Here is an 18,653-nt window from a genome sequence, read left to right as displayed (position 1 = left end):
ATGGAGAAGTCAACGCTCTGACCGGTCTTTCTGGTTTCCGATCGCTCTCTGGGCTAAGACAACCACTCGTCGTCCCGGCGTTGCTTTGAAACTTCCGCTGTCGCTGGCTCCCCTCTGGCCGCCTCGCCAAGCCCTGGTGGGACCGATTGCTCTGGCGGGTGGCGGCTTGTTACTGGGTCAGTGGTTGGTCAATGACCTGCTGCATGTTCCCGGCGGTGGTCTGGGGCTGCTGGCCGCTGGTGCCGGGGTGATCTGGTTCGGTCGACGCTCCGGGTCACCCAGCTTCCAGGAGCCCTCCACGGTTCAGGGATGGGTTGAACGCTGTGGTTCCGTTCTGGACCAGTTCGAGGCCTTTGAAGGTGAGACGGCCGCAGGCTGCGCGTTGCGGCGGCTGAGATTGCAACAAGTCATCGAGCGAGAGGCGCCTCTGAAGGTGGCGTTGGTGTGTGTTGACGCCAGCAGTCGACCCGCGCTGGAGCCTCTTCAGCAGGCCCTGACCGGTTCGAAGCCGCTGGAACTGTCGTTAGCCCATCCCCTGGACTCCCAGGGCGGTGAACGGATCTGGCCCTCAGGGTTGGAGGATCAGGACCTGATCCTGTTCAGCTTGTCGGCGCCATTGATGGCGGCGGATCTTCTCTGGCTGCAGCAGCTGCCACGCGAACAACGGGCCTGGTTGCTGGTGCGATCGGGGCAGGAGCAATCCAGCAGCGAGACCCAGGCTGAGCTGTCTCCGCAGCTCGATGATCGCTGGTTTGAGCGCATGGCTGTGATGCAGAACGGGGACGCCCATCTGCGGCGTGCCCTCGTCCCGATTCGTCGAGAGCTTCAGAAGGCTGGATTGCTGGCTGAAACCCGTCAACGCCTCCTGCGTGGTCTCCATCAGACCTGGCAGGCGGAGCTTGAACAGTTGCGTTGGGTCCGTTTTCAGCAACTGCAGGGACGGACCCAGTGGCTTGTGGCGGGGTCTGTGTTCGCTTCGCCCTTGGCCAGCGTCGATCTCTTGGCTGTAGCCGTCGCCAACGGTCTGATGATCCGTGAGATGGCGACGATCTGGGGCTCAACGGTGAAGATCGAGCTGCTTCAGGAGGCAGCCGCCCAGCTGGCCCGCGTCGCCCTTGCTCAGGGGGTGGTCGAGTGGACCGGTCAGACTCTGCTGGGACTGGCGAAGCTGGATGGAGGCACCTGGTTGGTGGCAGGGTCCATGCAGGCCTTGAGTGCTGCCTACCTGACGCGGGTTGTGGGGAGGTCGATGGCCGACTGGTTGGCCCTCAGTGCAGGCGTCGCCGAGCCGGATCTTGTTGAACTTCGGCAGCGTGCTCCCTTGCTGGTGGCTCAAGCGGCGGAGGAGGAACGGCTGAATTGGAATGACTTTCTGCAGGATTCACGCCGCTGGTTGCTTCAAGCAACTTCATGAATGCTTCATGTAGTGCTTCATGAAGTTGCGTTGAGGGTTGATTCGGAATGTTGAAAAACAGGGTATTGCTGCATCCTCTCCATAGTCTTGATCCACCGATCTCCTGATTGGGAGAGCGGTTTATCCGTCTTCTTTTCTGTTATGTCCACCGCCATTCGCAGCGGACGCCAGAGCAACTGGGAAGCTTTTTGTCAGTGGGTGACCGACACCAACAACCGCATCTATGTGGGTTGGTTCGGCGTGCTGATGATTCCCTGCCTGCTGGCGGCCACCATCTGCTTCACCATTGCGTTCATCGCAGCGCCCCCCGTCGATATCGATGGCATTCGTGAGCCTGTCGCTGGCTCCCTGATCTACGGCAACAACATCATCTCCGGTGCTGTTGTTCCTTCCAGCAACGCCATCGGCCTGCACTTCTATCCCATCTGGGAAGCCGCTTCTCTCGATGAGTGGCTGTACAACGGCGGCCCTTATCAGCTGGTTTGCTTCCACTTCCTGATCGGCATTTCCGCCTACATGGGTCGTCAGTGGGAACTCTCTTACCGCCTGGGCATGCGCCCCTGGATCTGCGTCGCCTACAGCGCTCCGCTGTCTGCTGCGATGGCCGTTTTCCTGGTGTATCCCTTCGGTCAGGGCTCCTTCTCCGATGGCATGCCCCTGGGCATCTCCGGCACGTTCAACTTCATGCTGGTGTTCCAGGCTGAGCACAACATCCTGATGCACCCCTTCCACATGCTGGGTGTTGCAGGTGTGTTCGGTGGCTCCCTGTTCTCCGCCATGCACGGCTCCCTGGTGACCTCCTCTCTGGTGCGTGAAACCACCGAGACCGAGTCCCAGAACTACGGCTACAAGTTCGGCCAAGAGGAAGAGACCTACAACATCGTGGCTGCCCACGGTTACTTCGGTCGCCTGATCTTCCAATACGCCTCCTTCAATAACAGCCGTAGCCTCCACTTCTTCCTGGGCGCCTGGCCTGTTGTCGGCATCTGGTTCACGTCCATGGGCGTGTCAACCATGGCCTTCAACCTGAACGGCTTCAACTTCAACCAGTCCATCCTTGATGGACAGGGCCGTGTTGTGAACACCTGGGCCGACATGGTGAACCGTGCCGGCCTCGGCATGGAAGTGATGCACGAGCGCAACGCTCACAACTTCCCCCTCGACCTGGCAACTGTTGAGTCCACTCCTGTGGCTCTGCAGGCTCCTGCCATCGGTTGATCTGGAATCAACCTGTTCCCTCGGGAATAGACCAAACGATTCAGATCAACTGAATCGGAATGCCTCCACCGCAAGGTGGGGGCTTTTTGCTGGTGCAAGCGCCGCCGCAATGCAGCAGTACGGACCATCCAGGCGAGTCTTTTTGATCGTGCCGCTGGTATCAGCCTTCTTCCTGGATCTGGTGAATGCGTTGCTGATTCCGGCGTTTGTCGGTCGGTTATGACGTCGCTCGTTCATGAACACGCAAGAACGTCAGATGAACGCAATGCTCTTGTACATATCCCATCAGGCAACTTCTGGGCACCAGCCAATCTCGTGTTCAAGGCGTTGCATCCATTGATGGCAGCGATGGTTCAGATGTGCGCCCTGGGGCAGGAGTCGTTCGTGGCGGCTGCAGGCTGGAATGGTGGTTCCGTCCTCTGTCAGGGCATGCCGGAATTGCTGGCAGGTGATGCAAACCATGGATGACCGACTTGGGCGCAACGTCGCCGTGGTGATCGTGGTCCAGTGCGGCTGCTTCGGCGTCGCCATGTGCTCGATTCCACTGCTTCAGTACTGATGTACTAATGCGGTTTGACTGTCTCGTCAAGCCCTGGTTCAGTCAGAATCGATGTATGACCGATCAAGCGCCAAGGCTTCAGTTCGACCTGGATGCTGATGCCATTCGTCTGCTCCATCGCTCGGTGGCTTACTACCTCGAGCGATGGCCTGGTGGGCCGGATCCACGGGAGCAGCAGGATCTCCAGACGCTGCAACGGTTGCTTTATGCCGCCTTGCTAGAATGCACTTTGCATGAAGATGGTCAGCGCTAAGCACGCTTCACGCCTCTTCACTAAATCGCAGACAGTCAGCGGTTGCTGACGTAAAACGCAGGGAGTGATCTCAGAAGCCCTTGGACTCTGAAGCTCAATGCCAATGGGACGCCGTTGAGGCCTGCATGGAGTGCATCACGCACTGCTCGATCGATGATGGGTCTTGCGTCACGACCTGCGTGCGTGACCACCTGGGAGACGATGAGGAGCTCTGGGCCAGCAGTCTTTGCCTTTGATTCGTGATGGTCCCGTTTGTCACTGTTGTGATCGTCCTGACTGTTATCTCCTGGCTTGGCTGGCGGCTGGTCACGGTTGAGCAGCAGCGTCACCTCGGTGCACGGGAGCGATTGGTCAAGCGCCTTGGGAATCGAAGACCGCAACGCAGTCTCCTTCGCTGATGCTGTGATGGCGACAGATGTGGCCATCACGCCAGGTCCACACCCAAGGTGGACTGCTTTTTGCCGTCATCAGATCCTGACGGTCGCTGAGTTTGACCGGGATGAATTCAGTGGCGTAGTTGAAGTTCTGATCCCGTACGGATTGATTCAACACAAGGCTGCCGTCCTCGCCGGATACTGAGCGGTGAAACGTACCGATGGGGATCTGCAGTGCCCCCATGGCGCGAACGAGATGAATCACATGGTGGGGTTGATCCCAGGTTGGATTCAACAGCGTGAACACTCTTTGCCCAGTCAGGACAAGATTGTGGTCGATCTGATGTTGGTGGACGTAGTACTGCTCAGAGCCGTCGAGGTCAGGGGGTGACGTTGCTGCACTGTGGTGGGCAACGACATCGGTTCCATTGCTTCCTGAGACACCGGCGTCAAAAAAGGTGACAGCAGGTGTCTCGCGAAACACATGGATGGGAATGAAGTTCAAACGCATCGCGTCACCCTGTTCGACGTTGTTGGACTTAGTTGCTCAACGGCATCCGGCACCCCAATTGGATGCTTCCTTCATCGATCATTCGTCCCAGCCGCAGGGCGACCGCTTCTTCTGTTCGACTGAACTGAGGTTGATGGTCCGTGATCCAGGTCATCTCACCGTTGGTGATCACACCGCTTGACATCGCTTCGAGGAAGAGCTCACCGAGGGTCATTTCACTGCTGCGCGTAAACAGACCTTGGATGGGTTGCTGGCCGCTTGCATGACCTGCTCAAATTTCTTCATACCAGTGCCACACACCAGGGTCGATGATCGTGCTGCAGGGCTGTTGCTTCAGTCAGGCAGGAGGTCTGACGAAAGAATGGTCTGGATGTAATCGCTCATCTCGGATTCCGCTCGAAGGTTGAACCGCTCAGCAGCCTGCTCGTTGAGCCACTGCTCAGCATCTGCATCCCTGTCATCAATCCAGGCAATGACTTTGTCGAGCTCGTGATCCATCGAGTTGGGTTAGATCCAAACATCATCGCCCAATCTTTACTGCTTTGGGGGCAACGTCAAGACACAAAGCGCTTGTAGATCCAACGAACGACAGGTCCAAGAATCGGGACGGGTCCGAAGGTTGGACCGACAAAGTCAAAGTAGTCCCGGTGCTTGACAATGCGCCCGTCTTCCCCGAAGACAAGCCGGGTTGTGCCTGGGTAGATGAACTCCATACCTTTGATTTTGAGGCCCATCCGCCATTCCACAAAGGCCAGATTCCCTGTCATAGCAACATGGCTTGTTTCAAGGAATACATCATCGCACCGCTGGATCAAACCATCCTGCGCCTTGATGTAGGCATCCACGCCCTGCCGTTCCTGGGTTGGATCGATGAAGTGCACGTCTTCGGAATAAACCGCTCTCCACTGCTCGGCTGTTGGACCAGCTTCGCCATAGGGCTTGGTGAACAGCTGGCGTAGAGATTCAGAATCGAGGGGTGGCATCAACATGGTTTAAAACTCGTAGCCCACTTGGCCAGTGATTCGGTTGTCACTTTCCGGTGTGCTCATGCTGTTGTAGATGGATGCGTAGCGTAAGGATGTGAACAGTCCGCTCGTGAACCTGGGGAAATATTTGAGCGTTGCTGTGAAGGTGTTCGTGGGTTTCACCTCGGAGGCGGCGATGGCTGAAAGGCTGTTTTCTAATTTCAACTGGAACGACTTATGTGGAGACCAGCTGAGGTCTGCGATGAGGTTTCCGCCTCCATAGGCGTTGCCGCAGAATTCATTGCCATCACAATCTTTCCCGCCGTTGCTCCAGTGAACTTTGGGGCCAAGGGATAGTGTTGCTTGGGTGGAGGTGTTGGTGATCAGTGGAAGACCGACCCCGACCGATCCATCAAAAGTATTGATCCCAGAATCGTTGAGACCATTGTATTGATAGCCACTTTTTGCGTAAATCGTCAGCTTTTCGGTCAGTGACCGGTCGTAGCGGATGGAGGCCATCCCTTGATCCGTCTTGACCTCAGGTGATTTCCCCTTGTCTTTGTTTTTACCGTAATTCAAACCAGCTTCAATTTTTAATTGATCTGATTTGTTTTTGTAGTTGCTGGTGCCGTAGATATTGGCTGAGAAGGTTCCATCGCCATCCTGATTTCCCGCGTTCACGCCAGCGGAGATGGTTGATGTCCATTTGGGTGTCTTCTTGGCAGGTTGTATGGCGTCCTGGCTCACCTCCAGTCGTCCGAGCTGGGGATGCATCAGCACCTTCAGCGCCTCGGTGCTCTCCTCTTGTATCAGTTCGCCATTGATGGTGTCACCGTTTTTGAGTTTGAGCTGAATCGTTTCAGCACGCACAGCCGAACCCGTCAGCAGCGACAGCAACAGCGTGGCTTGAAAAGAACGAACAAAACGCATCAACTGAAGAAACCTTTGGATTGCAGCCACAAGCCAATGGCGATCAGAGGGCCAAGGCCAGCGATGAGCACCGTGATCTTCAGGCGAAGGGGCGAAACCTGAGGTTTGTTGTGCCGGAGGGGCATGGGTCAATCCGAATATCGTGATTATCCCCTAATCAAAAAAAATCAGCGGATTGTTCGTGCGGGTGTCGGCCGCCCGATGTCAGAGCTCGTAGTCCGCTTCGAACTGATCGATGAGACCTTTGTAAAGAGCCAGCAGACCTTCGGTTTCCTCGCAGAAGCCATCGGTGGTGTATTTGGCCACAAGATTCACCACCGCTGAACGCACCTGGCCGAAGGCTTCCAGGTACTCCCCTTGGATGTCTTCGTCGCGGATGTCGTTGATCAGCGCAGAGATCAGCTCGATCTTGCGCTTGGCGGCTGCCATGTCGGCTTCCATCTCCTTGTTGAGCTTCCGGCGCTTCTTCGGCATCTCCTCGTCTGTAGCTGCGTGAGATTACGGGAGCAGCTGCCCCTCAAGGAGCCTCTTCACCAAGGAGGTAATCGAACTTTCCGATCGGCACACCGTTGTGCCGCAGGATGCCAAAGGCGGTGCTCACGTGAAAATAAGCATTCGGAAGCACGAAGGACCGGAGAAAGTCCTCCCCTTCAAAGACTCGCTCACCTCCTCCCATGCTTGCTGGGATGGGGAGTCGGATCTGCCTCCGTTCTGCCCCATCAAGGTCGACGGGATCAATGCTTTCCATGAAACTGATGCTGCTGCTGATCCGCTCGAGCAGCTGTTCCACGTTCGTTTCGTTGTCGTCCATCACAGGTGCCTCGCAACCGGCGAGTCGGGCCACGCCGCGACGGGAGATGTCCGTTGCGATCTGCACCTGACGGGTGCAGTCGAACATGTCCGGATAAAGGCGGCTCGTCAGCAACACCTCAATGGGGAAGCCACTCTCCTTGGCGTGGACTTCGGCCCGTTTCAGCAGATGGCTGAGGTTGCTGAGGTTCTTCACCAGGGGTGGAACCAGGGCAGCGTGGAAGGAGCGCGACAACGGGGTCTGGTGCATGGACTTGCTTCTCTAGCCTCTTCGCAGCAGTGATGACCAGCATGAACAAGACATGGCGAGGGATCACCTACGTGTCGGTATGGGTGGTGATCTGGGGCACCGTCGCCTCTCTGATGGACTGGATGCTGTTGACCGGTGAGGTGTACGAGACCGGCACGTCCGGCCAGGCCGTCACCTTCATTGGTTACGGAGCTGCCACCGTGGTGATGGCCACGCGCTACGCCGGCCGCTTTTTTGCTCCAGATGCTGAACAGAGTTCAGATGGACCCGAAGGTGGACCCGAAGGCTCTGATCAGCAGTGAAGCGCCCATGAGCAGGGCCAGAGCTTCAAAAGCCCGTTTCACCATTCCGCTTCCCCTCACCAACGACAGGTGTGCTCCGAGGTAGCCCCCGATCAGGGATCCGGCGATCAAGGCTGGCAACCACGCCCAGTGGATCTCACCGCTGAATCCCAGCACAAGGGCACCGCTGCCGTTCCAACCCAGACCCACAAGGATCAGCGTGTGGGCGACCGCTCGGGAGTAGCTCAATCCAAACCAGCGAACAAGCCAAAGGGTCACGAACAGCCCAGTCCCTGATGTGAGGGATCCGTTGAGGATGCCGATCCCGAACAGCACCGCCGCGCCGATAGCAATTGTTCGTGTGTTCAGAGGCGCTGGGTTGTCCGTTCGGCCCAGTTCAGATCGTCGCGCTGAATACACACCAAGGCCCAGTGTGAGGAATCCCAGTGCTGCCGTAGCGAATCGGTCTGGGATGGCCAGAACAGCATTGGCACCCAGCCACACACCGGGCAAACCAGCCAGCAGGATCAAGCCGGAGAGGCTGCGGTTCAGGCTGCTGGCCCGCCAGTGCCGTCCTGCAGCCCCAACCCCTAAGGCAACACTGGCCACTTTGTGGGTGGCGAGAGCCGAGGCGAAGGGGAGCCCAAGCAGGATCAGTGCCGGTAACTGCACCAGTCCTGCCCCGCCCCCGGCAAATGCCGATAGAGCATTGGCGATCACCGCGATGACAGCGAGCCCGACCTGCAGCAGTGGATCAAAGCTCATTCACCCCTGGGTGAGGAACGCAATCGGCACTGAAAAGGTGACGATGGCATGGGGATCTCCCGGCAATATGGCCACGCAGGCGACCTCGCGGTCACTGTGGGCTTCGCGCGATTTCATCACGAAGTCCGTCGCGTCCTCCATGCTCCACATCGGTGCATCGCCCTGGCGCCGCTCCTCCTTGTAAGCCTGCCAGACCTCAGAAAAGGCATCGGCATCGGCCCCATCGTTGGACTCCTTCAGGGCCTGTTCCACGCCTACGGCCTCCATCCGTTCGAAGAATCGCCGCATCAGGGGATGCCCGATGGTGGCGGATGCCCGCACCATCGAATTGATGGTGCCCACTGCGGTGACCATCAACTTCGGTGTGCTCCGCCTGGCATCGATCACACCCACGGGCAGGCTGAGATCCCAGTTCACACGACCACTCACCGCACAGGCCAGGTCGAACAGACCGCCGGAGCACTGTTTGATCAGGCTCTGGATCTGGGAGCGTTCCATGGCGTTGTCAGTGTTGGCGGACGCCTACGGATCCTGTGCATTGTTGCCAGGATTGAACACTGACGACGTCGAAGCGATGTCCCTTGTCCAGATTTACCTGGATGCGGTCACCCATCAAGTGATCACCAGCGAGGAGCTTGCCTACGTTGCGGGTAATCACGATCACTTCGATCGCACCGAGCAGAAGCTCAGCGCACGGCTGGAACAGTTGATCAGCGTCGGGAGCATCAGTGTCGGTGCCCGTTGAGTCCGGACTCGGCTCCCCAGCCGCAATACTTCAGCCGATCCGACCCGACGATTCACGCTTTTCCAGCTGCGGAACCCTGCTGCTGCCGCAGGACGATCCCTCACCCTTCGGCCCCCAGGACGCCAAGCTTCATTTCGATGCAGACGGCCATCCACGGTTTTACCTGATGCGTCTCCGTCGCAGGCCACCTGTGTTGGCAGCCATGACCTCCCATCAGAGGGTGAGTCAATGCTTGGGGTCAGCCGATGCTCAGGTGTGGTGGCTGGCTGTGGCTCCACCAGGCCCGCCCCGGCCTGATGGCTCGATCGCGTCTGATCAGGTGTTGCTGGTGAAGCTGCTTCCGGGGGAGGGGGTCAAGCTGCATCCAGGCACCTGGCATGCCGGTCCGTTTCTCAACACTGCATCCGCTTTGTTTTTCAATCTCGAATTGCGGACCACCAATGAAGATGATCACAATTGCCGGTCGGTGGACCAGCCACGCCCTCTGGCTTTGATCTGACGATCCTCAGGGCATCGCGACCACGCCGGACCAGCTCTGCAGAACATCAGGGGCACCCTGAGTGAGTGCTGACACGGCCGTGGCAGATCCGATGGCGATCCCGGCCACGAGTCCGAGGCCAAACAGAATGGCTCCCGTCAGCACGACCCGTTCATTGAGTTGCATAGGAGCTCTGTTTTGTCAAACCGACTCTCCATGCTTTGCGCCGACCTGGCCACTGATATGTCACAGGACTTGATCGCAAAACAGGCTTCGACAATGTGTGCTTTCGCCGATAAAGGTAGAAATACCGACTGATTCAACGGTGGTTGCCCCGCTACGACGCAGTGGTTGTCAGGCCTGACCTGAACCATGAAAACCATCGACGAACACATCCAGAAGGATCAGGAAGAATTCCTGAAAGCCCTTTCGGAGCACAACGACGGAAAGGTGCGCCACCTCACCGAAGAGCTGCAGTGGTTGCTGGACCACAAGAAGCAATTCCCCAACGACAGCCACGATCCGTCACCGCTCGAGTTGTTCTGTGAGCAGAACCCAGACGAGCCCGAGTGCCTGGTCTACGACGACTGAATCAGATCTTTTTTCTTGCTTCTCCATAACCATGCAGTACTACGTCTGCAACGGGCAGATCCCGACGGAAACGCAGGACGAGGGCTACACCGCCTTCATCGAATAGATGGACTCCGGCGCTGAGGGCGACAAGTTCGACGGGTTCGAACTGGTGGCTCGTCTGCACATGCCTGAGTCCGGACGGGTTTGCGTGATCTGCAAGGCTGCCGATGCCAAGGCCTTGTTCCGTCATTTCATGTTCTGGCGGTCCATGTTCGGACTTGACTTCGAATATGCACCGGCCCTCACCTGCGCTGAGATGGTCGAGATGCAGAAGGAGCACAACGAAAAGCTAGACGACGTCGACTGACGGCTAGGTAAAAACACTCAATCGCGCCCCTACACCTTTGGTTTCGCGCGGTTGAACACGAAAGTTCATTAACTTTCATACTTCTGTGTTCGGCCCGATGATCCGTCTCGTCCTGACTCGTGCCATCGCGGCCGATCTTGGTCTGCTCCTTCTACGCGTTTTCACTGGATCGTTATTGATCCATCACGGTTACGAAAAACTGGCCAATATCGAGAATTTTGCAGATGCGTTTGTTCGCCCTCTGCATTTGCCCTTCCCCATTCTCCTGTCCTACGTGGCGGCCTTCTCCGAGGTCATCGGTAGCTGGTTGCTGATCACTGGATTGCTCACCCGTATGGGGGCCATGGCGATCGCCGGAACGATCACCGTGGCGATCTACCACGCCATCGTCACTGCTGGTTTCAACATCTACCTTTTGGAGCTTCTGGGCCTTTATTTCGCTGCCGCCGTTGCGGTCCTGGCCTGTGGCCCTGGGCTGTTTTCCATCGATGAGTTGATTGCCCGCCGTTTCGACACGCCTGCCGCTGACCCCAAGGAGACCTTGGAAGCTCTCGCGGCAAAAACTTCTGCCATGACCGAGGCTGCTGCAACGCGTTAAAGGTTGTATGTATGTCGACTTGATCAGTTCGGGTCCCGTCCATGCGGCGGGATCGTTGCTGTTAGCACATGGGGCTGGAGTTGCCTCTCAATCCCCGTTCATGCAACCCCATGGCCGATGGTCTGGCGCAGCTGAACTGGCGGGTTCACCGTTTTGACTTCCCGTACATGGCCAGACGGCGTCTGACCGGGCAGAAGACTCTTCCTGATCGGCCTGATGTGTTGCTGAAGGCTTTCAGGGACGCTCTTGATCAGCTTGATCAAGGTCGCCCACTGGTGATTGTGAGGTAAGTCGATGGGGGGACGGATCGCCAGCCTGCTCCTGGATGAGCTGCATGCCAGTACAACTGTTGCGGCAGGTGTTTGCCTCGGTTACCCATTCCATCCCCTGGGCAAGCCTGCTCAGCTGCGCACCCATCATTTGATCGACCTATCAGCCCCCTGTCTGATTTTTCAAGGTGAGCGTGATGCGATGGGTCGACAGGACGAAGTGGAGGTGTATTCCATGAGCTCGGCAGTGACGTTGCAGTGGATCCCCGACGGAGATCACAGTTTTTCGCCGCGAAAGCGTTCTGGCCGAACTGAGGAACAGAACCTGTGCCTGGCGGTTCAGCATGTTCACTCATTTCTGGATTCGGTCTGTTGCTGAGGAAGTCAAGAAGATGTAACATTGTTTTACTTTCTATTGCGTGATGTCCGACTCCGCCTCCAAGACTCGTGACGACTGGTATCAAGACGCTGCTCGTGCGCAGATTTCATCCGAGCGCTTTAACCGTGCCGAACTGCTCAATGGCCGTATTGCCATGTTGGGTTTTCTGATCGGCCTGCTCACTGAGCTGATCACCGGACAAGGGATCGCCAGCCAGATCGGCTTCGGATTGCTGGGCATCGGCTGAAGCATCCCCTGCATCCAGCTGTCACTGTGACAGTTGACGGGCTTCCACTCTCGTTCTTTCAGAGCTCTCGTCGGTTCGCGAGCGTTCAGTTGTGAGGAGGCCAACCGTTGTGGAAACAAGGTCACACGCCGGTGTGCCCAGACCCTGCCTTCGGCGGGGTCTTTTTTTAGCGCTGCAGACGTCCCCAAAGCCACCATGCAGCACTTGCCAGCAGCAGCCATGGCAGCGGCAGCTTCAGCACAAGCAGCAACACCAGAACTCCGATTCGATAGCCAAGCGACGGGTCTGCTGTCGGGCCTGCGTTGTCATGTATCGCCAGCGCGGAATCAGCGGCATGGGTGTCGAGAACGCTGACTGAGGTTCGCATTCCCTCATTCGTGGAGCCAGTCACGGCAGAATCAGAGGGTTGCCGTTGTCGCCCGATGAAAGAGGTCAGCCTTCTGGAGATGATCGGTCGCTCTCTGGCGAAAGTTGCCGCAGGAGCAGGCATTGCCGCTCTGCTGATCTGGCTCACCTACGTGATGTTGGATTTCGGGCACATGCAGTCGGGCTTCACGTTGCCGCAATCAAGGTATTGAGGCTTCAGCATGGAGTGGAACAGCGCCACGGCAAGCCTGCTGGTGACCGGCACGCTGTTTGCTGCACTGCAACTCTGGTTGATCCGTTCGCTTGTGCGCCGCAACCGGCGACGTCGCGGCGCGGAGCCATTGAGTCAGCAGGATTTCCGGCAGGAGTTGGAGCGCATCTTCCGCAAGACCACCTGAGCGGTGCGGTGATCCCCATGCCGACCGAACTGGTCCTGTTGAAGACGTCTCCATAGGGTCGAGTCATCTCAGACCAATCGCTCATGAATCGAGACGACGCCCCTCCAATCCCCGACGCCCTCAGCCATCGGCAGCTGAACCGATGGCTTGAAACCGCCATGCAGGAATCATCAACTCCTGCCAAGGAGAGCAACGACATACTTTCAGCAGAGCTTGAGCGCTGGGCGAATCACACCCGATTTCTGTTGCAACGCATGGCCCACAAAGGAGATGCCATCGGTTCAGATCGATCACCGCAACAGGTGATGGCGCTTGGCAGTTTTCGCACGCACTTGATGCTCGGTTTGCAGGCTTTAAAGGCATCCCAACCAGGTCGTTGATGAAACAACTTCCCGGTCGAGCCAGACCGCGTTGGCTTCAGCTGATCGTCACAGGTGTGCTGACGGCGGTAGCAACGATCTGGCTGGTGACGTTGCTGCCATTTCTGTTGTTGTTCAGCCTGGTCTTCGCTGCGATGTTGATTCCGGTGATGCGCCGTCTCCGTCGTGAGATGGACGAGGCTGGATTTCACCCTGGGATGGACAAACGGTCAGGGCGTCGACAGACCGTGGATGTGACGCCCTGGCACCAACAGCTGCGCAATGTGATGAATCAGCTGCTGAACAATTCGCCCACCATCGACCGGTAACGGCCAAGGGAGGGACCTGCATTGCGGGATCGTCTGGGCAAGGTGCGTCCCGGCACAAGGTGGTCCGGTGCGAATGTCCTCAGTGTGACCTCCGGTGTTTGGTTTTGATCATCAGCCAACTGCTGACGGATCGCGTCGGCGGTGGTGAGGGTTGGGGCGACAGCCGGTTCGGTGACAACTGGCTTCGCAGGCGTGGCAGTGACCTTGGCCTTTTTGCTCCGCAGGGGCCAGAGAAACAGCAGACTGAACACCAGGGCTGCGATTGATGTGATCGTGCCAGTGAGGCCGAGGGCAAGGCCTTTGAAGTTCCAGGCAATGCCGGAGCCCGCTAGCCCGAAGGTTCCGATGGCTGCCAGGAGCAGGCCCACCAACGACACTTCAGGCAGCTGCAGGGAGAAGCCGTTGGCTTTGGCTGGCTCATCATCAGCGACTGGTTCCAGAACGGGCTCCGCCGGTAAGGGACGCAGCAGCACAAGGCTGATGGCCAACAAGACCAGAGCGGTCACGGTGGCACTGAGACCCAGGGTTCTCCCCTGGAAATTCCAGAGAATTCCTCCCCCTGCCAAACCGGCAACACCAAGGGCGGATAGGCCGATTCCGCTGATCAATCCAAAACGTTGTGCCATCGGTCAGTTGCCCCCCTTGGATTGAGTGGCGGCGTAGGCCACGGCTCCGCCCGCCACAAGGGTGAGCAGGCCGGTGCTGATCAAAAATCCCATCAGCATCGCAAAGCCGAGCACGGAGCCCAGCAACGACATCTTGATGCGCAGGAGTTTTGATTTGATCAGGAGGATCAACAGCAGGCTGACCGTGGCCTTGAGACCGGCGATTTTTGCCGCACTGATCGGGCAGAACGGAGGAGGCAGGAACATCGGGTTCGGCCGAATCGCTGTAATTCCGGTGGATTCTGGCGAAACCGATCAATCTTTGTGACGCTGCCGCAGCGATGCTCCCAATCCATGGACCGCAAAAAAAAAGCGGGCCCTTTGGCCCGCTGAACAATCTTGCGTTTGGCCGACTTCAGCGGCGGCGGTTACGGGAGCGCTGCTTCAGCTTGCTCTTGTACTTCTCAACGGGAGTCTCGTGGTGGCGGATCCGACGCAGGTCGGAAAAGATCCCGGCTTTGGCCACAGAACGCTTGAAACGACGCAATGCGGATTCAATCCCTTCGTTTTCGCCGACTGTGACCTGACTCATCCGTTTCCCCGAGGGAGAGCAAAAATGATCTTACCAGCCAGTCTTCTGGAAGAGTCATTCCTCTGCTCAGTCATGACAAGGCTTGCCGAGCTTCCTTTGAAGCGGGTTGCGCAATTCAACACCGATGGCGATCCGGTCCTCATTCGGTGGCACAAGACGTTGATCAACGGCCTGATGCGGCGCACCGGGATTGGCCTGTACGGGCTGATGTGGCTGTCCTTCGCCAAAGGGGCGCTGATGACGGCTCTGATCTGTTGGTTGATCCGTTGATTTGATCAAGAAATCGCACGGAACCATGTCAATCTCTCAGCAGGCTGGGAGCCTCGTTCCATGGGAATCACACACTGCCCCCTCTGCATTGGGCTCGCTGTTCTGTCAGCGGTCCGTTTCATGGCTCATCTGACCATGGTTGTGCAATTGGAACGCCGACGGGCTTCCACCACGACCCATCCAGCTTTAGTGCTGGGAACGGTGTTTGAGCTTTGAGGTACTGCCTCATGGATCGATGGGATCCACCAGGCTCAGGTACTCATCGTCTGCGTCCTGCATCGCCTGGTCGTCCTCTGGAAAGCTGCAGCCATACAAAAGATTGATCACGCGGCCGAGATCCATCTCCCGGGCGGCGACCTCCTGCCAAAGCCGTGCTGCCAACTGTCCGTCCGCGAGGACAAACTGCGCACTCACCAGTTGTCTGGTGAGGCTGAAATAGCTTTGTCGGTCGTTGCGCTGGCGGCACTCCTCCGTCGTACGGATCTGCTTCGAGGGCAGCAACCCATGGATGGCGGTGGATGCGGCTTTGAGCAATTGCATGACTCCACAGACGTCGATTCTTCAAGTGTGGATTGTCTGCATGTGCTGACAACGAGGCTTAATGCCTACGTGGCTAGAGACTTGGTTTGAAAGTTAGGTATTTCGACGCAGCTCTGGTCGACGGTGTCGTCGGCGACTGTTTGTAACGTCGTGTGAACTACGTTCATTGCACAAGCTCATTCTTGATGGAAATTCTTGTGATTGCAGCCGTTTTCATTCCTTTTTCTGCATTGGTGATGAACGCATTTGCGGGTGATGCAGAAGACGATTTCGACTTCCTCTGATGGAGTCAAAGCTCCTCGCATTGATGGCCTTTGGGGCGTCGGTCATGACGCTGTGGGCTTGGTTGGTGGCAAATCTCCCGCCGACGGAGTCTGACCCGAGCAAGCCTGACAACCCCCGTTGATCCGATAGGGCGCCAGATGCCCCAGCAGGCAGCGCGTGCCGCGGAAAAACAAGGTCTGGCCCAATTCCCTGGCATGGGCGTCGGTGAGAGGAAGCATCAACCATCGATCCGGAACAAGCCCTTTGAGCTGTTCCCGTTCACGCTGCGCCTGGGCACGACGTGTTTTCTCTTCCCGATCGTTCTTGATGCAGACACCTTCCACCTGGCGTTCACGGGCACAGGTTTCACAGGCATCAACGATCGGCTTGCGACGGGCGGTGTTCAGGGAAAGTTTGTCTCCAGGCACCTCCCGCTCATTCCCACAGGTGCACTGGCACCACCAATAGGCATTACCAGCCTTTGTGCGTCGCTCCGACGCCCGAACCACCGTGAGCTGTCCGTAAACCTCGCCGATTCTGTTTCTGGGGGATGAGGGCATTCTTCTGATTCGGCTAGTTACCGGCACACGTTCGCTTGACTCAGGCGGAATCCTGATCCTGCAACTCGGCGAATTTCTGGGCCATCGTCGGGTTGCGTCGTGTCAGTCTTTTGACGGAAACATCCTGTGCCTTGTCGTTGGCAAGGCGCAGGTTGCGATCGGCACCGAGAAGTGCGTCCTTGGTTTTCTGCAGATGGTCGATGGATTTGTCGATTTCATCGATGGCCGTCTGGAAGCGGCGGGAGGCGAGGTCGTAGTTGCGGGAGAAGGCTGTCTTGAACGACTCAAGGTCGTTTTCAAAATTGGTCACGTCGATGTTCTGAGCCTTCACCAGGGCCAGTTCGGCTTTGACCTCCAATGATTTCAAGGCAACGTTGCGCAACAGCGTGATGAACGGAATGAAGAACTGGGGCCGGATCACATAGGTCTTGGCGAAGCGGTGGGAGACATCAACGATTCCTGAGTTGTAGAGCTCACTGTCTGCTTCAAGCAGGGACACCAGCACGGCGTATTCACAGCCTTTCTCGCGTCGGTCCTTGTCGAGTTCCTTGAGGAAGTCCTCGTTCCTCTTTTTGGTGGCGGTGGTGTCTGCCTCATTTTTCATCTCAAACATGATCGAGATGATTTCGTTGTCGGCTTCGTCACTGTCTCGGAAGATGTAATCCCCCTTGCTGCCACTGCGTGCGTCGTTGTCCTTCTCGAAGTAAGCCCTGGGAAAAGCTGCGGCCCGGATGCGGTTGAACTCCGTTTCGCAGTGCTGTTCCAATGTCTCTCCCACCATTTTTGTGGAGAGCCGTGCCTTCATGTCCCGCAGGCGTTCAATCGCCTGATCTCGATCGTGAATCTGCAGCTCATAGCGCTCTTTCATCGACTGGGTGTCCAGTTGATGCTTGAGCTCGCTTTGGCTCAGGCTGTTGCGGAGCTCGTCGCGCTCTTTTTCAACACCACTGAGAGCTTCGGTCACCGCCAGTTTGGTCTTTATGCCGCTGGCCTCCAGCTGCGCTTTCAGATCGCGGACTTCTCCGTCTTTCTGCAAGGTGAGCGTCTGGATCTCCTTAGCAAAACGCGTCTCCGCCATGCGGGCAGCGGTTTCACCACTTTCCCGCATCTGCTGCAATTCGCTGGCCAGGAGATCCCGCTGCTTCTCGGCGGTGCTCACGGCTTCTTTCACCGCCAGTTCCTGCTTCACATCCCGAGCCCGCAGCTGCGCCTCCAGCTCCTGTAGTTCCGTCTGCTTTCGGGCCAGAGCCAAGTCGATGGCATTGCGTTTCTCCTGCTCCGCCAGCGCCAGTCGTTTGCTCAGTTGCTGCTCGAACTCCCGGTCACGCACCTGCTTGAGGATGTCGGCATAGCCGGCCTCATCCACCTTGAACGCCTTGCTGCAGTGCGGGCAGATGATGTCGTGCATGGCCTCAGACGAAGGTGTTGCTACCAACAGGAGAACGCAGATTCTGACGAGATGACAGCACTCACCAGCGCCTGGACCGCCCTGCTCAACGATCCCCACGCTCTGTTGGAGACCGTGATCATTGTGGGGATCGTGAGCGTTGCCAGCATCGGGTTCGTGACCGGCTTGCGGGAGTTGGCCCACGACCTGGGCAATCTGCGCAAGGCCAAGGTGTGAGTGGGGTCAGTTGCTCACCAGTGCCTTCAGTTCGCCCAGGCGGTTGGCATTGACTCCCAGGTCGGAATCGCCGAGACGTGACACCGAGCGTGCCTGGATGCTGCTGTTGTTCACATCCAGGAGCAGTTCGAGGTCGTCCACAAAACCGAACAGGGCACTGCTGGCTTCGGCGTGGATGTAGCGATCGGTCCGCTCGACCACTTCGGTGCGAGGCATGTCCGTCACGTAGGCCATCAGGGCGCTGAAGTCCGGTTCTGGTGAGCGGCTGGGCCAGGTCTGGCGCGCGCAGTGGGCCGGCGTGGTGCAGGGGCTCAACGCGCCGTCATGCACACCGAGATCGGATGGCACCGGTCCAACCAGGTGAAACAGCATCAGCACGGGGGCCAACAGCGTCACAAGCAGAGTCATCGATGTTGAGGAGCTGATGGAGTAAGGAGATTTCAGCATGATCCCAAAGAGCGTCTGCTGATTTCGTGTGCTGATGATTCAGGTGACCTTGCATGACAGTGTTATTGACTTGCCATGTATTGCATTGAACGTCAGGACGCTGAAGGGGAGTGGATCAAGGAGATGTGCTTCAAAACAGAGTTCAAGGCTTTTGTGAATGCCCGCACCAAATCCATGGCCACCCTGCGCACCTACAGGATCGTGAATCCAAGCTGGAATCATGTTGTGGCCGTCGTCGACGGGCGCACTCAACGTTGAACGTTCTTGTTCAACAGGGAGACCCAGAGCGCGAATAACAAACCCACAGGGACCA

Annotated in this window: 40 protein-coding genes; 21 read left to right on the top strand and 19 right to left on the bottom strand. The window is 57.5% G+C overall.

Annotated features, from left to right (window positions below):
* Window positions 1–85: 85 nt before the first annotated feature.
* The 5 genes from TX72_RS07390 to TX72_RS15015 all read left to right on the top strand — a co-directional run bounded on the left by TX72_RS07390 (window position 86) and on the right by TX72_RS15015 (window position 3,680).
* Window positions 86–1,414: a YcjF family protein gene (locus TX72_RS07390; RefSeq protein WP_011128335.1), complete on the top strand. Its 1,329-nt coding sequence runs from the start codon at window positions 86–88 to the stop codon at window positions 1,412–1,414.
* A 141-nt stretch (window positions 1,415–1,555) separates the two neighbouring features.
* Window positions 1,556–2,632: a photosystem II reaction center subunit D1 gene (gene psbA, locus TX72_RS07385; RefSeq protein ID WP_011128334.1), complete on the top strand. Its 1,077-nt coding sequence runs from the start codon at window positions 1,556–1,558 to the stop codon at window positions 2,630–2,632.
* A gap of 219 nt (window positions 2,633–2,851) precedes the next feature.
* Window positions 2,852–3,100 (top strand): hypothetical protein, encoded by a 249-nt coding sequence (locus tag TX72_RS14200; protein WP_011128332.1) that lies wholly within the window; start codon window positions 2,852–2,854, stop codon window positions 3,098–3,100.
* A gap of 146 nt (window positions 3,101–3,246) precedes the next feature.
* Window positions 3,247–3,444, top strand: coding sequence for a hypothetical protein (locus tag TX72_RS07375; RefSeq protein WP_042503608.1), 198 nt, complete (start codon window positions 3,247–3,249; stop codon window positions 3,442–3,444).
* Window positions 3,445–3,569: 125 nt separating this feature from the next.
* The gene (locus TX72_RS15015; protein ID WP_524902833.1) at window positions 3,570–3,680 is read left to right on the top strand and encodes a DUF8642 family protein; all 111 of its coding nucleotides are present in this window, start codon (window positions 3,570–3,572) and stop codon (window positions 3,678–3,680) included.
* Between the two features lie 115 nt (window positions 3,681–3,795).
* Here TX72_RS15015 and TX72_RS07365 read toward each other — a convergent pair whose 3' ends face one another.
* The 8 genes from TX72_RS07365 to TX72_RS07340 form a co-directional block, all read right to left on the bottom strand.
* Window positions 3,796–4,329 carry a hypothetical protein gene (locus tag TX72_RS07365; RefSeq protein WP_011128328.1) on the bottom strand — a complete coding sequence of 178 codons (534 nt, stop codon included), beginning with the start codon at window positions 4,327–4,329 and terminating at the stop codon, window positions 3,796–3,798.
* Window positions 4,330–4,357: 28 nt separating this feature from the next.
* Window positions 4,358–4,543, bottom strand: coding sequence for a PM-15 family protein (locus TX72_RS07360; RefSeq protein ID WP_011128327.1), 186 nt, complete (start codon window positions 4,541–4,543; stop codon window positions 4,358–4,360).
* A 119-nt stretch (window positions 4,544–4,662) separates the two neighbouring features.
* Window positions 4,663–4,827, bottom strand: coding sequence for a hypothetical protein (locus tag TX72_RS14195; RefSeq protein ID WP_158305740.1), 165 nt, complete (start codon window positions 4,825–4,827; stop codon window positions 4,663–4,665).
* 56 nt (window positions 4,828–4,883) lie between these two features.
* Window positions 4,884–5,318 carry a nuclear transport factor 2 family protein gene (locus TX72_RS07355; protein WP_011128326.1) on the bottom strand — a complete coding sequence of 145 codons (435 nt, stop codon included), beginning with the start codon at window positions 5,316–5,318 and terminating at the stop codon, window positions 4,884–4,886.
* Between the two features lie 3 nt (window positions 5,319–5,321).
* Window positions 5,322–6,224, bottom strand: a complete 903-nt coding sequence (locus tag TX72_RS07350) for a DUF481 domain-containing protein (RefSeq protein WP_052298028.1) — start codon at window positions 6,222–6,224, stop codon at window positions 5,322–5,324.
* Complete coding sequence (locus TX72_RS14880; RefSeq protein WP_263969702.1) at window positions 6,224–6,349, bottom strand: hypothetical protein; 126 nt, start codon at window positions 6,347–6,349, stop codon at window positions 6,224–6,226. Before TX72_RS14880 ends, TX72_RS07350 begins: the two co-directional genes overlap by 1 nt.
* A gap of 79 nt (window positions 6,350–6,428) precedes the next feature.
* Window positions 6,429–6,698 (bottom strand): hypothetical protein, encoded by a 270-nt coding sequence (locus tag TX72_RS07345; RefSeq protein WP_011128324.1) that lies wholly within the window; start codon window positions 6,696–6,698, stop codon window positions 6,429–6,431.
* A 43-nt stretch (window positions 6,699–6,741) separates the two neighbouring features.
* Window positions 6,742–7,284 carry a DUF1993 domain-containing protein gene (locus TX72_RS07340; RefSeq protein WP_225867683.1) on the bottom strand — a complete coding sequence of 181 codons (543 nt, stop codon included), beginning with the start codon at window positions 7,282–7,284 and terminating at the stop codon, window positions 6,742–6,744.
* Between the two features lie 41 nt (window positions 7,285–7,325).
* Here TX72_RS07340 and TX72_RS07335 point away from each other — a divergent pair, with 41 nt between their 5' ends.
* Entirely contained in the window at window positions 7,326–7,586 is a 261-nt protein-coding gene (locus tag TX72_RS07335; protein ID WP_042504345.1) for a hypothetical protein, read from the top strand.
* Here the strand turns inward: TX72_RS07335 and TX72_RS07330 are convergent.
* Entirely contained in the window at window positions 7,542–8,330 is a 789-nt protein-coding gene (locus tag TX72_RS07330) for a sulfite exporter TauE/SafE family protein (RefSeq protein ID WP_011128321.1), read from the bottom strand. The two genes, TX72_RS07335 and TX72_RS07330, sit on opposite strands and share 45 nt — an antisense overlap.
* A complete protein-coding gene (locus tag TX72_RS07325) occupies window positions 8,331–8,828 on the bottom strand; it encodes a hypothetical protein (RefSeq protein ID WP_011128320.1) in 498 nt (165 codons plus the stop codon). It lies immediately after the preceding gene.
* 76 nt (window positions 8,829–8,904) lie between these two features.
* Here TX72_RS07325 and TX72_RS14475 point away from each other — a divergent pair, with 76 nt between their 5' ends.
* Both TX72_RS14475 and TX72_RS07315 read left to right on the top strand, forming a co-directional pair.
* Window positions 8,905–9,075 carry a PM-15 family protein gene (locus TX72_RS14475; RefSeq protein ID WP_173358501.1) on the top strand — a complete coding sequence of 57 codons (171 nt, stop codon included), beginning with the start codon at window positions 8,905–8,907 and terminating at the stop codon, window positions 9,073–9,075.
* Window positions 9,065–9,574 carry a hypothetical protein gene (locus TX72_RS07315; RefSeq protein ID WP_318655392.1) on the top strand — a complete coding sequence of 170 codons (510 nt, stop codon included), beginning with the start codon at window positions 9,065–9,067 and terminating at the stop codon, window positions 9,572–9,574. Before TX72_RS14475 ends, TX72_RS07315 begins: the two co-directional genes overlap by 11 nt.
* A 6-nt stretch (window positions 9,575–9,580) precedes the next feature.
* Here TX72_RS07315 and TX72_RS14190 read toward each other — a convergent pair whose 3' ends face one another.
* Window positions 9,581–9,739 (bottom strand): hypothetical protein, encoded by a 159-nt coding sequence (locus TX72_RS14190; RefSeq protein ID WP_158305739.1) that lies wholly within the window; start codon window positions 9,737–9,739, stop codon window positions 9,581–9,583.
* A gap of 186 nt (window positions 9,740–9,925) precedes the next feature.
* Here TX72_RS14190 and TX72_RS07310 point away from each other — a divergent pair, with 186 nt between their 5' ends.
* The 6 genes from TX72_RS07310 to TX72_RS07290 all read left to right on the top strand — a co-directional run bounded on the left by TX72_RS07310 (window position 9,926) and on the right by TX72_RS07290 (window position 11,986).
* Window positions 9,926–10,144, top strand: a complete 219-nt coding sequence (locus TX72_RS07310) for a CP12 domain-containing protein (protein ID WP_011128318.1) — start codon at window positions 9,926–9,928, stop codon at window positions 10,142–10,144.
* A gap of 106 nt (window positions 10,145–10,250) precedes the next feature.
* Window positions 10,251–10,493, top strand: coding sequence for a DUF3303 domain-containing protein (locus TX72_RS07305; RefSeq protein ID WP_011128317.1), 243 nt, complete (start codon window positions 10,251–10,253; stop codon window positions 10,491–10,493).
* Window positions 10,494–10,590: 97 nt separating this feature from the next.
* Window positions 10,591–11,091 (top strand): DoxX family protein, encoded by a 501-nt coding sequence (locus TX72_RS07300; protein ID WP_011128316.1) that lies wholly within the window; start codon window positions 10,591–10,593, stop codon window positions 11,089–11,091.
* A gap of 68 nt (window positions 11,092–11,159) precedes the next feature.
* Window positions 11,160–11,381: an alpha/beta family hydrolase gene (locus TX72_RS14725; RefSeq protein ID WP_011128315.1), complete on the top strand. Its 222-nt coding sequence runs from the start codon at window positions 11,160–11,162 to the stop codon at window positions 11,379–11,381.
* Between the two features lie 4 nt (window positions 11,382–11,385).
* Window positions 11,386–11,739, top strand: coding sequence for an alpha/beta hydrolase family protein (locus TX72_RS14720; RefSeq protein WP_011128314.1), 354 nt, complete (start codon window positions 11,386–11,388; stop codon window positions 11,737–11,739).
* 43 nt (window positions 11,740–11,782) lie between these two features.
* Complete coding sequence (locus tag TX72_RS07290; protein ID WP_011128313.1) at window positions 11,783–11,986, top strand: chlorophyll a/b-binding protein; 204 nt, start codon at window positions 11,783–11,785, stop codon at window positions 11,984–11,986.
* Between the two features lie 166 nt (window positions 11,987–12,152).
* On the opposite strand, the gene TX72_RS07285 is transcribed toward TX72_RS07290, so the two are convergent.
* A complete protein-coding gene (locus TX72_RS07285) occupies window positions 12,153–12,353 on the bottom strand; it encodes a hypothetical protein (RefSeq protein ID WP_042503602.1) in 201 nt (66 codons plus the stop codon).
* 55 nt (window positions 12,354–12,408) lie between these two features.
* On the opposite strand from TX72_RS07285, the gene TX72_RS14470 reads away from it, so the two are divergent.
* The 4 genes from TX72_RS14470 to TX72_RS07275 all read left to right on the top strand — a co-directional run bounded on the left by TX72_RS14470 (window position 12,409) and on the right by TX72_RS07275 (window position 13,438).
* Window positions 12,409–12,564, top strand: a complete 156-nt coding sequence (locus tag TX72_RS14470) for a hypothetical protein (RefSeq protein ID WP_173358500.1) — start codon at window positions 12,409–12,411, stop codon at window positions 12,562–12,564.
* A 9-nt stretch (window positions 12,565–12,573) separates the two neighbouring features.
* On the top strand, window positions 12,574–12,750 hold the full coding sequence (locus TX72_RS14465) for a DUF8681 family protein (RefSeq protein WP_011128311.1): 177 nt from the start codon (window positions 12,574–12,576) through the stop codon (window positions 12,748–12,750).
* 83 nt (window positions 12,751–12,833) lie between these two features.
* A complete protein-coding gene (locus tag TX72_RS07280) occupies window positions 12,834–13,130 on the top strand; it encodes a hypothetical protein (RefSeq protein ID WP_011128310.1) in 297 nt (98 codons plus the stop codon).
* The gene (locus TX72_RS07275) at window positions 13,130–13,438 is read left to right on the top strand and encodes a hypothetical protein (protein ID WP_011128309.1); all 309 of its coding nucleotides are present in this window, start codon (window positions 13,130–13,132) and stop codon (window positions 13,436–13,438) included. The genes TX72_RS07280 and TX72_RS07275 overlap by 1 nt, the downstream gene beginning before the upstream one ends.
* Here TX72_RS07275 and TX72_RS07270 read toward each other — a convergent pair.
* From TX72_RS07270 to rpsU, 3 genes are all read right to left on the bottom strand, one after another.
* Window positions 13,402–14,064, bottom strand: coding sequence for a hypothetical protein (locus TX72_RS07270; protein ID WP_011128308.1), 663 nt, complete (start codon window positions 14,062–14,064; stop codon window positions 13,402–13,404). The genes TX72_RS07275 and TX72_RS07270 overlap by 37 nt on opposite strands.
* A gap of 3 nt (window positions 14,065–14,067) precedes the next feature.
* The gene (locus tag TX72_RS07265; RefSeq protein WP_011128307.1) at window positions 14,068–14,310 is read right to left on the bottom strand and encodes a hypothetical protein; all 243 of its coding nucleotides are present in this window, start codon (window positions 14,308–14,310) and stop codon (window positions 14,068–14,070) included.
* Window positions 14,311–14,458: 148 nt separating this feature from the next.
* Window positions 14,459–14,635: a 30S ribosomal protein S21 gene (gene rpsU / locus TX72_RS07260; RefSeq protein ID WP_011128306.1), complete on the bottom strand. Its 177-nt coding sequence runs from the start codon at window positions 14,633–14,635 to the stop codon at window positions 14,459–14,461.
* Between the two features lie 72 nt (window positions 14,636–14,707).
* Between rpsU and TX72_RS07255 the strand changes: the two genes are divergently transcribed.
* Window positions 14,708–14,905 carry a hypothetical protein gene (locus TX72_RS07255; protein ID WP_042504337.1) on the top strand — a complete coding sequence of 66 codons (198 nt, stop codon included), beginning with the start codon at window positions 14,708–14,710 and terminating at the stop codon, window positions 14,903–14,905.
* A 225-nt stretch (window positions 14,906–15,130) separates the two neighbouring features.
* On the opposite strand, the gene TX72_RS07250 is transcribed toward TX72_RS07255, so the two are convergent.
* From TX72_RS07250 to TX72_RS07240, 3 genes are all read right to left on the bottom strand, one after another.
* The gene (locus tag TX72_RS07250; RefSeq protein WP_011128305.1) at window positions 15,131–15,445 is read right to left on the bottom strand and encodes a hypothetical protein; all 315 of its coding nucleotides are present in this window, start codon (window positions 15,443–15,445) and stop codon (window positions 15,131–15,133) included.
* 326 nt (window positions 15,446–15,771) lie between these two features.
* Window positions 15,772–16,269 carry a hypothetical protein gene (locus tag TX72_RS07245; RefSeq protein ID WP_011128304.1) on the bottom strand — a complete coding sequence of 166 codons (498 nt, stop codon included), beginning with the start codon at window positions 16,267–16,269 and terminating at the stop codon, window positions 15,772–15,774.
* Between the two features lie 40 nt (window positions 16,270–16,309).
* Entirely contained in the window at window positions 16,310–17,677 is a 1,368-nt protein-coding gene (locus TX72_RS07240; protein ID WP_011128303.1) for a DUF2130 domain-containing protein, read from the bottom strand.
* 51 nt (window positions 17,678–17,728) lie between these two features.
* Between TX72_RS07240 and TX72_RS14460 the strand changes: the two genes are divergently transcribed.
* Complete coding sequence (locus TX72_RS14460) at window positions 17,729–17,893, top strand: hypothetical protein (protein ID WP_011128302.1); 165 nt, start codon at window positions 17,729–17,731, stop codon at window positions 17,891–17,893.
* Between the two features lie 6 nt (window positions 17,894–17,899).
* On the opposite strand, the gene TX72_RS07235 is transcribed toward TX72_RS14460, so the two are convergent.
* Window positions 17,900–18,301: a DUF1499 domain-containing protein gene (locus TX72_RS07235; protein WP_042504335.1), complete on the bottom strand. Its 402-nt coding sequence runs from the start codon at window positions 18,299–18,301 to the stop codon at window positions 17,900–17,902.
* A gap of 114 nt (window positions 18,302–18,415) precedes the next feature.
* Here TX72_RS07235 and TX72_RS07230 point away from each other — a divergent pair, with 114 nt between their 5' ends.
* The gene (locus tag TX72_RS07230) at window positions 18,416–18,598 is read left to right on the top strand and encodes a hypothetical protein (RefSeq protein ID WP_042503599.1); all 183 of its coding nucleotides are present in this window, start codon (window positions 18,416–18,418) and stop codon (window positions 18,596–18,598) included.
* Window positions 18,599–18,653: the final 55 nt, after the last annotated feature.

The organism is Parasynechococcus marenigrum WH 8102 (assembly GCF_000195975.1).
Lineage (GTDB): Bacteria > Cyanobacteriota > Cyanobacteriia > PCC-6307 > Cyanobiaceae > Parasynechococcus > Parasynechococcus marisnigri.
This window is presented reverse-complemented; position numbering and strand designations above follow the sequence as displayed.

Coding starts and splice junctions, on each gene's coding strand:
- TX72_RS07230 (WP_042503599.1), top strand. CDS start 18,416: ATGTATTGCATTGAACGTCAGGACGCTGAAGGGGAGTGGATCAAGGAG.
- TX72_RS07290 (WP_011128313.1), top strand. CDS start 11,783: ATGTCCGACTCCGCCTCCAAGACTCGTGACGACTGGTATCAAGACGCT.
- TX72_RS07340 (WP_225867683.1), bottom strand. CDS start 7,284: ATGCACCAGACCCCGTTGTCGCGCTCCTTCCACGCTGCCCTGGTTCCA.
- TX72_RS14725 (WP_011128315.1), top strand. CDS start 11,160: ATGGGGCTGGAGTTGCCTCTCAATCCCCGTTCATGCAACCCCATGGCC.
- TX72_RS07375 (WP_042503608.1), top strand. CDS start 3,247: ATGACCGATCAAGCGCCAAGGCTTCAGTTCGACCTGGATGCTGATGCC.
- TX72_RS07240 (WP_011128303.1), bottom strand. CDS start 17,677: ATGCACGACATCATCTGCCCGCACTGCAGCAAGGCGTTCAAGGTGGAT.
- TX72_RS14465 (WP_011128311.1), top strand. CDS start 12,574: ATGGAGTGGAACAGCGCCACGGCAAGCCTGCTGGTGACCGGCACGCTG.
- TX72_RS07300 (WP_011128316.1), top strand. CDS start 10,591: ATGATCCGTCTCGTCCTGACTCGTGCCATCGCGGCCGATCTTGGTCTG.
- TX72_RS07305 (WP_011128317.1), top strand. CDS start 10,251: ATGGACTCCGGCGCTGAGGGCGACAAGTTCGACGGGTTCGAACTGGTG.
- TX72_RS14880 (WP_263969702.1), bottom strand. CDS start 6,349: ATGCCCCTCCGGCACAACAAACCTCAGGTTTCGCCCCTTCGCCTGAAG.
- TX72_RS15015 (WP_524902833.1), top strand. CDS start 3,570: ATGGAGTGCATCACGCACTGCTCGATCGATGATGGGTCTTGCGTCACG.
- TX72_RS07325 (WP_011128320.1), bottom strand. CDS start 8,828: ATGGAACGCTCCCAGATCCAGAGCCTGATCAAACAGTGCTCCGGCGGT.
- TX72_RS07235 (WP_042504335.1), bottom strand. CDS start 18,301: ATGACTCTGCTTGTGACGCTGTTGGCCCCCGTGCTGATGCTGTTTCAC.
- TX72_RS14470 (WP_173358500.1), top strand. CDS start 12,409: ATGAAAGAGGTCAGCCTTCTGGAGATGATCGGTCGCTCTCTGGCGAAA.
- TX72_RS07365 (WP_011128328.1), bottom strand. CDS start 4,329: ATGCGTTTGAACTTCATTCCCATCCATGTGTTTCGCGAGACACCTGCT.
- rpsU (WP_011128306.1), bottom strand. CDS start 14,635: ATGAGTCAGGTCACAGTCGGCGAAAACGAAGGGATTGAATCCGCATTG.
- TX72_RS14200 (WP_011128332.1), top strand. CDS start 2,852: ATGACGTCGCTCGTTCATGAACACGCAAGAACGTCAGATGAACGCAAT.
- TX72_RS14460 (WP_011128302.1), top strand. CDS start 17,729: ATGACAGCACTCACCAGCGCCTGGACCGCCCTGCTCAACGATCCCCAC.
- TX72_RS07285 (WP_042503602.1), bottom strand. CDS start 12,353: ATGCGAACCTCAGTCAGCGTTCTCGACACCCATGCCGCTGATTCCGCG.
- TX72_RS07345 (WP_011128324.1), bottom strand. CDS start 6,698: ATGCCGAAGAAGCGCCGGAAGCTCAACAAGGAGATGGAAGCCGACATG.
- TX72_RS14475 (WP_173358501.1), top strand. CDS start 8,905: ATGTCCCTTGTCCAGATTTACCTGGATGCGGTCACCCATCAAGTGATC.
- TX72_RS07255 (WP_042504337.1), top strand. CDS start 14,708: ATGACAAGGCTTGCCGAGCTTCCTTTGAAGCGGGTTGCGCAATTCAAC.
- TX72_RS14195 (WP_158305740.1), bottom strand. CDS start 4,827: ATGGATCACGAGCTCGACAAAGTCATTGCCTGGATTGATGACAGGGAT.
- TX72_RS07350 (WP_052298028.1), bottom strand. CDS start 6,224: ATGCGTTTTGTTCGTTCTTTTCAAGCCACGCTGTTGCTGTCGCTGCTG.
- psbA (WP_011128334.1), top strand. CDS start 1,556: ATGTCCACCGCCATTCGCAGCGGACGCCAGAGCAACTGGGAAGCTTTT.
- TX72_RS07330 (WP_011128321.1), bottom strand. CDS start 8,330: ATGAGCTTTGATCCACTGCTGCAGGTCGGGCTCGCTGTCATCGCGGTG.
- TX72_RS07360 (WP_011128327.1), bottom strand. CDS start 4,543: ATGACCCTCGGTGAGCTCTTCCTCGAAGCGATGTCAAGCGGTGTGATC.
- TX72_RS07310 (WP_011128318.1), top strand. CDS start 9,926: ATGAAAACCATCGACGAACACATCCAGAAGGATCAGGAAGAATTCCTG.
- TX72_RS07355 (WP_011128326.1), bottom strand. CDS start 5,318: ATGTTGATGCCACCCCTCGATTCTGAATCTCTACGCCAGCTGTTCACC.
- TX72_RS07335 (WP_042504345.1), top strand. CDS start 7,326: ATGAACAAGACATGGCGAGGGATCACCTACGTGTCGGTATGGGTGGTG.
- TX72_RS07275 (WP_011128309.1), top strand. CDS start 13,130: ATGAAACAACTTCCCGGTCGAGCCAGACCGCGTTGGCTTCAGCTGATC.
- TX72_RS07280 (WP_011128310.1), top strand. CDS start 12,834: ATGAATCGAGACGACGCCCCTCCAATCCCCGACGCCCTCAGCCATCGG.
- TX72_RS07270 (WP_011128308.1), bottom strand. CDS start 14,064: ATGGCACAACGTTTTGGATTGATCAGCGGAATCGGCCTATCCGCCCTT.
- TX72_RS14190 (WP_158305739.1), bottom strand. CDS start 9,739: ATGCAACTCAATGAACGGGTCGTGCTGACGGGAGCCATTCTGTTTGGC.
- TX72_RS07250 (WP_011128305.1), bottom strand. CDS start 15,445: ATGCAATTGCTCAAAGCCGCATCCACCGCCATCCATGGGTTGCTGCCC.
- TX72_RS07265 (WP_011128307.1), bottom strand. CDS start 14,310: ATGTTCCTGCCTCCTCCGTTCTGCCCGATCAGTGCGGCAAAAATCGCC.
- TX72_RS07245 (WP_011128304.1), bottom strand. CDS start 16,269: ATGCCCTCATCCCCCAGAAACAGAATCGGCGAGGTTTACGGACAGCTC.
- TX72_RS14720 (WP_011128314.1), top strand. CDS start 11,386: ATGGGGGGACGGATCGCCAGCCTGCTCCTGGATGAGCTGCATGCCAGT.